The organism is Ideonella sp. B508-1, from assembly GCF_000333615.1.
In the GTDB taxonomy this organism is placed as follows: Bacteria; Pseudomonadota; Gammaproteobacteria; order Burkholderiales; family Burkholderiaceae_C; genus Ideonella.
Window position 1 is genome coordinate 1 of the sequence record NZ_BADL01000612.1, and the last position, 8,722, is coordinate 8,722.

Below are 8,722 nucleotides of genomic sequence, written 5' to 3' on the forward strand. Positions count from 1 at the left end.
ACCACGCTGCTCAACCAGTTGCTGGCCGTGGGCGGATGGGGCGCGTTGATCGCCTGCCTGCCGGTGCGGCCGGGGCGGGGGGCCTGGAGTGCGGTGGCCATGCCCTTGGTGGTGCTGGCGGTGCTGGTGGTCGAGGCGCTCTGGTCCTGGCACAGCGGCCTGCCCTCGTCGCTGGCGCTGTCGGCCATCGCGATGATGGTCTGCTCCGGCACGGTGCTGTGGGCCGCACAGGCACGCTGGCCGCAGGACACGGCGCGGGACGATGAGCCCGGTGGCCCGCTGCTGCAGCCCGTGCTGGCCGCCCTGCTGCTGGCCGGTGTGCTCAGCAGTGTCATTGCGCTGCTGCAGGTCTTCGCGCCTCAGTGGACCGACGGCGAGTGGATCGCCCGCTCCGGCTTGCCGGGCCGGGCGGTGGGCAATCTGCGCCAGCCCAACCACCTCAGCACCCTGATCCTCTTCGGCCTGATCGCGCTGGTGCCGCTGGCCGAGGCCGGGCGGGTGTGGGGCCTGCGCCTGCACCGCGGCCTGGCCTTGGTGTTGGGGGTGCTGATGATCGAGGCCGTCGTCCTCACCGCCTCGCGCACCGGCATGGTGGCCACGCTCTTGTTGGCCGGCTGGGGCCTGCTGGACAAGGGCCTGTCGCGCCGCACGCGCATCGCTCTGGTGCTGGTGCCGGTGGTCTACGGTCTGTGCTGGGCGGGCATGGCGGGCTGGGCGCGCGAAAGCAGCCATGTCTTTGGCGGCGAGGCCCGGCTGGCCGAGAAGGATTTGTCGTCCTCGCGTGGCGCCATCTGGAAGAACACGGTGTCGTTGATCGCGGCCCAGCCCTGGACGGGCGTGGGCTGGGGCGAGTTCAACTTCGCCTGGACGCTGACGTCCTTCCCCGACCGGCCGGTGGCCTTCTTCGACCACACCCACAACCTGTTGCTGCAGTTTGCGGTGGAGCTGGGCCTGCCGGTGGCCGCGGTGCTGGCCCTGTTGCTGCTGGGCACGCTGGTGTTGGCGCTGCGCCGCAGCCGCGCCCAGCCGGCCGGGGCGGGCGTGCCGGCCCGCGCGGCCCTGCTGATGGTGCTGCTGGCCGGCCTGCACAGTCTGTTGGAGTACCCGCTGTGGTATGCCTATTTCCTGCTGCCCACGGCCTGGGCCCTGGGCCATGCGTTGCGCCGCCCGCCGCAGGTGCGGCCCGCGGTGCTGTCCGTCACCCCGCCCACGGCCTGGGCGTCGCGCATCGCGGGCGCGCTGATGACGGCGGGTGCCCTGTTCGCACTGCAGGATTTCTACCGCGTGGTGCTGATCTACCAGCCCGGCAATGCCACCACCTCGCTGGCCCAGCGCATCCGTGACGGCCAGCACAGCGTCTTCTTCGGCTACCAGGCCGATTACGCGCTGGCCACCACCACCGAGCCGCCCGCGCAGGCGCTGGGGGCCTTCGAAACGGCCACGCACGCCCTGCTGGACACCCGCCTGATGATGGCCTGGGCGCGGGCCCTGGATGGCTCCGGCCACCCGAACGAGGCGCGCACGCTGGCCCAGCGCCTGCGCGAATTCCGCAACCCGGCGGCCGACGACTTCTTCGCCGTCTGCGACGACGAGACGCAGACCCCGCGCCCCTTCCAGTGCGAGGCCCCTGCCCAGGTGGTGCCCTGGCGCGGCTTCATGCCGGCCAAGGACTGAGCCGAAGGCACGCGGTGGCGCTCAGGCCGGATCGCCGGCCACCCAGTGTCCGCTCTTGCCGCCGCGCTTCTCCAGCAGGCGGATGTCGCCCATCACCATGCCGCGGTCCACGGCCTTGAGCATGTCGTAGATGGTCAGCAGGCCCACCTGCACGGCGGTCAGGGCTTCCATCTCGACGCCGGTGCGGCCCAGGGTTTCGGCCTGCACGGTGATGTGCACGGCGCAGGCCGCTTCATCGAGTGCGAACTCCACCGCCACGCGGGTGAGCGGCAGCGGGTGGCACAGCGGCACCAGATCGGCGGTGCGCTTGCTGGCCTGGATGGCGGCGATGCGGGCAATGCCCAGCACGTCGCCCTTCTTGGCCGTGCCGCTGGCCACCAGGGCCAGGGTGGCGGGCAGCATGCGGATGCTGCCGCAGGCGCGGGCCACGCGGTGGGTCTCGCTCTTGGCCGCCACGTCCACCATGTGGGCCTGGCCTTCGGCGTCGAAATGGGTGAGGGGCTGGGTCATCGGCGGGCCTGTGCAAAGAAGAGAAACGCGGACACCACCCTGGGCTGGGCCGGGGGTGCGATGATAGCGAGCCGAACTCTTGCGGTGCACGCCGGTCTGAGAAGGATCGGGGGCTCCGCCCCGAAGGAACCGGATTTGTCGAAGCACGCTCTCACGGCGCGGCGCCCGCTGCGCTCCAGTGGCCTGACCCTGGCCTTGGCCGCAGCCCTGACCACCGCTGCGGCCCCCGTGGCCCAGGCCCAGGTCAACCTGCCCGCGCTGGGCGATTCGGTGTCCGAGGATCTGGACATCAATGCCGAGAACCGGCTGGGCGAGCGGATCATGATGGAGATCCGCCAGGACCCAGACTACCTGGACGACCCGGTGCTCAGCGACTACATCCGGTCGATCTGGCAACCGCTGGTGCAGGCCGCCCAGGACGCCGGCTATCTGGAGCCCGACCGCGCCCGGCTCTTCGCCTGGGAGACCTTCGAGGTGCGCGAGAAGACGATCAACGCCTTCGCCCTGCCCGGCGGCTACGTGGGCGTGCACCTGGGCCTGATCGCGATGACCGGCAGCAGCGACGAACTGGCTTCGGTGCTGGGCCACGAACTCACCCACGTCGTGCAGCGGCACATCGCGCGCAGCATGGCGGCGCAGAAGCGCCAGAGCATGCTGTCCATGGCCGGCTTGGTGCTGGGCCTGATCGCCGCCACGCGCAGCCGCAACGTGGATGCCGCCAATGCGGTGGTCATGGGCAGCCAGGCGGCGGCCATCCAGGGCCAGCTGAACTTCTCGCGCGAGATGGAACGCGAGGCCGACCACATCGGCCTGCAGCTGATGGAGCATGCGGGCTTCGCCTCCTCGGGCATGGCGCAGATGTTCCAGAAACTCGAAGCCAGCTCGCGCCTGAACGACAGCAACCAGTACCCCTATCTGCGCAGCCATCCGCTGACGATCGAGCGCATCAGCGACGCCCGCCTGCGCATGAACGACTCGCCCTCGCACCGTCCGCCCAGCGTGGCCATGCATGCGCTGATGCAGGCGCGCGCGCGGGTGCTGATGGACACGACCGAGATGTCGCTGCGGCGGCTGCAGCAGCAGGCCCAGCCAGGCTCACCGGCCATCGACACCGCCCGACTGGGCACGCTGTACGCGGGCGCACTGGCTTCGATGAAGCTGCGCGACTTCGACCAGGCCCGCCGCATCGCCGACAGCGCCCTGGCCCTGGCGCGTGAGCACTTCGCAGACGAGACCGCGGCCGTGCGCGACCTGCACCTGCTGGACCTGGAGATCGAGGTGGCGATGAACCGGCCCGACCAGCCCCTGGCCACCGCGCTGGCCCCGCTGGCCAAGGACGACTCGCGCCCGGTGCTGCTGGCCCGCGCCGACGCGGCCCTGGCCTGGCAGCGCGCGGGTGACGCCGCCGCACCGGCCGAGGTGCGCCGGTCCATGGAAGCCCTGCAGACCTGGGTCACCGAGCACAAGAACGACACCCTGGCCTGGCAGGCCTTGTCATCCTGCGCGGAGGCCCAGGGCCTGCGGCTGCGCTCGCTGCGCGCGGCGGCCGAAGTGGCCGCCACCCAGGGCGACACGCCGGGCGCCGTGGACCGTTTCCGCACGGCCCAGCGCCTGGCCAAGGAAGACCCGAACGCGGACTACGTGGAAGCGGCCGTCATCCAGTCCCGCCTGCGCGAGATGGAGGCCGAGAAGCGCCGCGAGCAGGACGAGGACAAGAACTGAAGCGGCGCAGGCACCGGCTCAATCCTGGGGAAACAGCCGCTCCATCGCGATGTCGATGACCACGCCGCACAGGCTGTACAGCAACGAGCCCACCAGGGCCGCACCGAAGCCGGTGACCCCGAAGCCATCGAGCAGACCGGCGGCCCAGTAAAACATCAGCGCGTTGATCACGAAGAGGAACAGGCCCAGCGTGAGCAGCGTGACCGGCAGGGTCAGCAGCACCAGCAGCGGCCGCACCAGCGTGTTGAACAGGCCCAGCACCAGCGCCGCAATCATCGCGCTGCCGAAACTGGCCACCATCACCCCGCTGTAGAGATTGGCCACCAGGCCCAGTGCTGCGGCCAGCAGCACCCAGCGAACAAGGAGTTTGATCAAGCTCGGCCTCCGAGGAAGGGATGCGCCGATTGTGCCGCGCGAGCCCTGCAAACCGCGAATGCGCCCCTCCTGCGTTGCTGGGCGGCAAAAAAACGCCGTTTCAGAGGGAGCGCGGGGGGTTTTACGAGGGAAAACGGCTTCTCAGCCCCCTGTGCAGGCATTACCATTGGCTCCGCTGCGGATATGCAGAGAAGCGAGAGTTCATGCAGCTGTCGCCCGCGCCCGGCACATCAACATTTCTTTGATGGAGAGATTCCAAATGGCAACTGCGAAGAAGGCGGCTCCGGCCAAGAAGGCGGCGCCGGCCAAGAAGGCTGCAGCCCCCGCGAAGAAGGCGGCCGCTCCGGCCAAGAAGGCTGCGGCTCCGGCTGCGAAGAAGGCTGCGCCCGCCAAGAAGGCGGCCGCTCCGGCCAAGAAGCGCACCCCCAACGCCGCCTTCATGAAGGAGATGACCCCCAGCCCGCTGCTGGCCGCCATCATCGGTGACAAGGCCCTGCCGCGCACCGAGGTGACCAAGAAGGTCTGGGAGTACATCAAGAAGCACGGTCTGCAGGACGCTGCACAAAAGACCATGATCAACGCCGACGCCAAGCTGAAGGAAATCTTCAAGAAGGCCCAGGTCTCGATGTTCGAGATGACCAAGCTGATCAACAGCCACCTGAAGTGATGCCGGCGGGCCTGGTGCCCGTCAGCCCACTCGAGAAGCCGGCCTTGTGCCGGCTTTTTTCATGCCCCGCGCTGAGTGCGCAACCCCGTGCGCGGGGTTGGGCCGATCAGCGCTCGTCCAGCAAGGGCTTGAGGAAGCGCCCGGTGTGGCTGGCCGCGCAGGCGGCGATGACCTCGGGCGGGCCCTCGGCCAGCAGCGTGCCGCCACCGGCCCCGCCCTCGGGGCCCATGTCGACCAGCCAGTCGGCGGTCTTGATGACGTCGAGGTTGTGCTCGATGACGACGATGGTGTTGCCCGCGTCGCGCAGCTGGTTGAGCACCTTGAGCAGCAGCTGGATGTCCTGGAAGTGCAGGCCGGTGGTGGGCTCGTCCAGGATGTAGAGCGTGCGGCCGGTGTCGCGCTTGGAGAGCTCCTGCGCCAGCTTGACGCGCTGCGCCTCGCCGCCGGACAGCGTGGTCGCGCTCTGGCCCAGGGTGATGTAGCCCAGACCCACGTCCAGCAGGGTCTGCAGCTTGCGGGCGATGGCGGGCACGGCGCTGAAGAAGGCGTGCGCGTCCTCCACCGTCAGGCCCAGCACCTCGGCGATGTTCTTGCCCTTGTAGAGGATCTCCAGCGTCTCGCGGTTGTAGCGCTTGCCCTGGCAGACATCGCAGGGCACGTAGACGTCGGGCAGGAAGTGCATCTCCACCTTGATGACGCCGTCGCCCTGGCAGGCCTCGCAGCGGCCACCGCCGGAGCCTGCGGCGACGTTGAAGCTGAAGCGGCCCGCACCGTAGCCGCGCTCGCGCGCCGCGGGCACCTCGGCGAACAGCTCGCGGATGGGCGTGAACAGGCCGGTGTAGGTGGCCGGGTTGCTGCGCGGGGTGCGGCCGATGGGACTCTGGTCCACGTTGATGACCTTGTCGAAGGCCTCCAGGCCCTCGATGGCGTCGTGCGCCTCGGGCTCGGCGTGGCTGTTGTAGAGCTTGCGCGCCACCGCGGCATAGAGCGTGTCGTTGACCAGCGTGCTCTTGCCGGAGCCCGACACCCCGGTCACACAGGTGAACAGGCCCACCGGGATCTGCACCGTCGCGCCCTGGAGGTTGTTGCCCCGCGCATTGACCACGCGCAGCATGCGCGGCTGGCCCTGCTCGTCCAGCATGGGCTGGCGGCGCTCGGCCGGCACGGCGATGCGCAGCACCCGGCCCAGGTACTGGCCGGTCAGCGAATCGGGGTCGGCCGCGATCTGCGCCGGCGTGCCTTGCGACATCACCTGGCCGCCATGCGTGCCGGCGCCCGGGCCCATGTCCACGCACCAGTCGGCCGCGCGGATCATGTCCTCGTCGTGCTCCACCACCAGCACGCTGTTGCCCAGGTCGCGCAGGTGCTTCAAGGTGCCGATCAGGCGCTCGTTGTCGCGCTGGTGCAGGCCGATGCTGGGCTCGTCCAGCACGTACATCACCCCCGTCAGGCCCGAGCCGATCTGGCTGGCCAGGCGGATGCGCTGGGCCTCGCCGCCACTCAGGGTGTCGGCACTGCGGTCCAGGCTCAGGTAGTTCAGGCCCACGTCGTTGAGGAACTTCAGCCGCGAGCGGATCTCGCGCACGACCTTGTCGGCGATCTCGGCCTTGGCGCCCTCGAGCGCCAGGCGCTCGAACCAGGCCAGGGCCTGGGCCAGGGTCATGTGCTCCACCTCGTAGATGGGCTGACCGCGTTCGGCCACGGTGCCGGGCAGGAAGACGTTGCGGGCCTCGCGCCGCAGCCGGGCGCCACCGCAGTGCTGGCAGGGCTTGGCACTCTGGTAACGGGCCAGGTCCTCGCGCACGGCGGCCGAATCGGTCTCGCGGAAGCGCCGCTCGAAGTTGGGGATCACGCCCTCGAAGGGGTGGCTGCGCTTGACGCTGCGCATCTTGCCGCCCCGGCCCTCGGCCTCGTAGGTGAACTCGATCTCCTCCTCGCCCGAGCCGTAGAGCACCACGCGGCGGAAGGCCTCGGGCAGCTCCTCGAAGGGCAGCTCGACGTCCACCCCATAGTGCGCCGCCACGCTCTCCAGCAGCGAGAAGGTGTAGGCGTTGCGGCGGTCCCAGCCCTTGATGGCGCCCGAGCCCAGCGCCAGGCTGGGGAAGGCCACCACCCGCTCCGGGTCGAACAGGGTCTGCACCCCCAGGCCGTCGCAGTGCGGGCAGGCGCCCACCGGCGAGTTGAAGGAGAACAGGCGCGGTTCCAGCTCGGGCAGCGAGTAGCTGCAGATGGGGCAGGCGAACTTGGCCGAGAACAGGTGCTCGGCCCCGCTGTCCATCTCGTAGCCGATGGCCCGGCCGTCGGCGATGCGCAGCGCCGCCTCGAAGCTCTCGGCCAGGCGCTGCTTCATGCCCTCGCCGGTCTTCAGGCGGTCGATCACCACGTCGATGTCGTGCTTCTCGGCCTTTTTCAGGGCGGGCAGGTTCAGGGCCTCGACGATCACGCCGTCCACCCGGAAGCGCACATAGCCCTGGGCCTGCATGTCCTGGAACAGCTCGGTGAACTCGCCCTTGCGGTCGCGCACCACCGGCGCCAGCACCATCAGCCGGGTGCCCTCGGGCAGGGCCAGCACCGCGTCGACCATCTGGCTGACGCTCTGGGCCGACAGCGGCTGGCCGTGGTCCGGGCAGAAGGGCGTGCCGGCGCGGGCATAGAGCAGGCGCAGGTAGTCGTGGATCTCGGTCACCGTGCCCACGGTGGAACGCGGGTTGTGGCTGGTGGCCTTCTGCTCGATGGAGATCGCGGGCGACAGGCCCTCGATGACGTCCACGTCAGGCTTGTCCATCAGCTGCAGGAACTGGCGGGCGTAGGCCGACAGGCTCTCCACATAACGGCGCTGGCCTTCGGCGTACAGGGTGTCGAAGGCCAGGCTGGACTTGCCGGAGCCCGACAGGCCGGTGATCACCACCAGGGCATGCTTGGGCAGGTCCAGGTCGATGTTCTTGAGATTGTGGGTGCGGGCGCCGCGCACCGAGATCCGGGTGGCGGCGGCCACCGGGGAGACGGCGGTGGCCGGGGAATTCAGATTCGTGGAGACGGACGACATGGGCGGTCCTGCAGGCAACCCGTCATGATAACCAGCGCGGCCAACCAGAGCCGCCGACACGGACTGTGGCCCCGGTGCCGCAGAGACCCCCGGGCGGGCGGCCCCAGATGTGAGCATTTGTTGCACATCCGGGTTTGCCTGTGTCATCCTGTCTGGGACCTGTCGCGTTAGAAGAATTGACCGACCCCCGACTGTGAGCAGAAAAGAGGCCCGGCAGACCGCAACCCACCCTGACCGCCATGCAGAAATCCGCCCAACCGCCCAAGTCGCCCTCGCGCAGCCAGTGCGACAGCTTCGAACCCCTGGCCGACAAGGCCCACAAGTCCGAACCCTTCTGGATGGCCGCGCTGGGCAACCCCCGCAGCCACGCCCGCCTGCAAAAGGCCGATCAGAAGCGCTGATCTCCTCCTCCCGCGAATGAAAGCCCAGGCGCGCGGGGCATACTCGGGCCCATGAGCGCGCCCGAAATCATCCCTCTCCAACCGGCGTTCTACAACCCCCAGGCCCGCCTGTGCGCGGAATGCCGGGCGCGTCGCTTCGCCCTGTTCGGCTCCCTGCACGAGGCGGCGCTGGAGCACATCCACGGCCAGATCGCCGAGATCCGGCTGGCGCCCGGGTAATCTCTCTACCGCATGCAGCAGGCCGGCCTGGACGCCTACACGGTGCGCTCGGGCGTGGTGCGCCTGGCACGCACCAACGAGCGTGGCGAACGCCGCATCCTGCGCCTG

8 protein-coding genes are annotated in these 8,722 nt (G+C 69.6%); 5 read left to right on the plus strand and 3 right to left on the minus strand.

Annotated features, from left to right (window positions below; genetic code table 11):
• A partial coding sequence (locus I73_RS24200; protein WP_022982984.1) for a PglL family O-oligosaccharyltransferase occupies window positions 1-1,674 on the plus strand: 1,674 nt, incomplete at its 5' end.
• Window positions 1,675-1,695: 21 nt separating this feature from the next.
• On the opposite strand, the gene moaC is transcribed toward I73_RS24200, so the two are convergent.
• Entirely contained in the window at window positions 1,696-2,184 is a 489-nt protein-coding gene (moaC, locus tag I73_RS24205; RefSeq protein WP_022982985.1) for a cyclic pyranopterin monophosphate synthase MoaC, read from the minus strand.
• Window positions 2,185-2,319: 135 nt separating this feature from the next.
• On the opposite strand from moaC, the gene I73_RS24210 reads away from it, so the two are divergent.
• Entirely contained in the window at window positions 2,320-3,906 is a 1,587-nt protein-coding gene (locus I73_RS24210; RefSeq protein WP_022982986.1) for a M48 family metalloprotease, read from the plus strand.
• Between the two features lie 18 nt (window positions 3,907-3,924).
• Here the strand turns inward: I73_RS24210 and I73_RS24215 are convergent, their stop codons facing one another.
• A complete protein-coding gene (locus I73_RS24215; RefSeq protein ID WP_026097161.1) occupies window positions 3,925-4,278 on the minus strand; it encodes a phage holin family protein in 354 nt (117 codons plus the stop codon).
• A gap of 262 nt (window positions 4,279-4,540) precedes the next feature.
• Between I73_RS24215 and I73_RS24220 the strand changes: the two genes are divergently transcribed.
• Entirely contained in the window at window positions 4,541-4,948 is a 408-nt protein-coding gene (locus I73_RS24220) for an SWIB/MDM2 domain-containing protein (protein ID WP_022982988.1), read from the plus strand.
• 106 nt (window positions 4,949-5,054) lie between these two features.
• Here I73_RS24220 and uvrA read toward each other — a convergent pair whose 3' ends face one another.
• Window positions 5,055-7,994, minus strand: a complete 2,940-nt coding sequence (gene uvrA, locus I73_RS30365; protein WP_022982989.1) for an excinuclease ABC subunit UvrA — start codon at window positions 7,992-7,994, stop codon at window positions 5,055-5,057.
• 239 nt (window positions 7,995-8,233) lie between these two features.
• Here uvrA and I73_RS33405 point away from each other — a divergent pair, with 239 nt between their 5' ends.
• Together I73_RS33405 and I73_RS33410 are read left to right on the plus strand one after the other, a co-directional pair.
• The gene (locus tag I73_RS33405; RefSeq protein ID WP_022982990.1) at window positions 8,234-8,395 is read left to right on the plus strand and encodes a hypothetical protein; all 162 of its coding nucleotides are present in this window, start codon (window positions 8,234-8,236) and stop codon (window positions 8,393-8,395) included.
• Window positions 8,396-8,446: 51 nt separating this feature from the next.
• A complete protein-coding gene (locus I73_RS33410) occupies window positions 8,447-8,614 on the plus strand; it encodes a hypothetical protein (protein ID WP_022982991.1) in 168 nt (55 codons plus the stop codon).
• Window positions 8,615-8,722 lie beyond the last annotated feature (108 nt).

Coding starts and splice junctions, on each gene's coding strand:
- moaC (WP_022982985.1), bottom strand. CDS start 2,184: ATGACCCAGCCCCTCACCCATTTCGACGCCGAAGGCCAGGCCCACATG.
- I73_RS24220 (WP_022982988.1), top strand. CDS start 4,541: ATGGCAACTGCGAAGAAGGCGGCTCCGGCCAAGAAGGCGGCGCCGGCC.
- uvrA (WP_022982989.1), bottom strand. CDS start 7,994: ATGTCGTCCGTCTCCACGAATCTGAATTCCCCGGCCACCGCCGTCTCC.
- I73_RS33405 (WP_022982990.1), top strand. CDS start 8,234: ATGCAGAAATCCGCCCAACCGCCCAAGTCGCCCTCGCGCAGCCAGTGC.
- I73_RS33410 (WP_022982991.1), top strand. CDS start 8,447: ATGAGCGCGCCCGAAATCATCCCTCTCCAACCGGCGTTCTACAACCCC.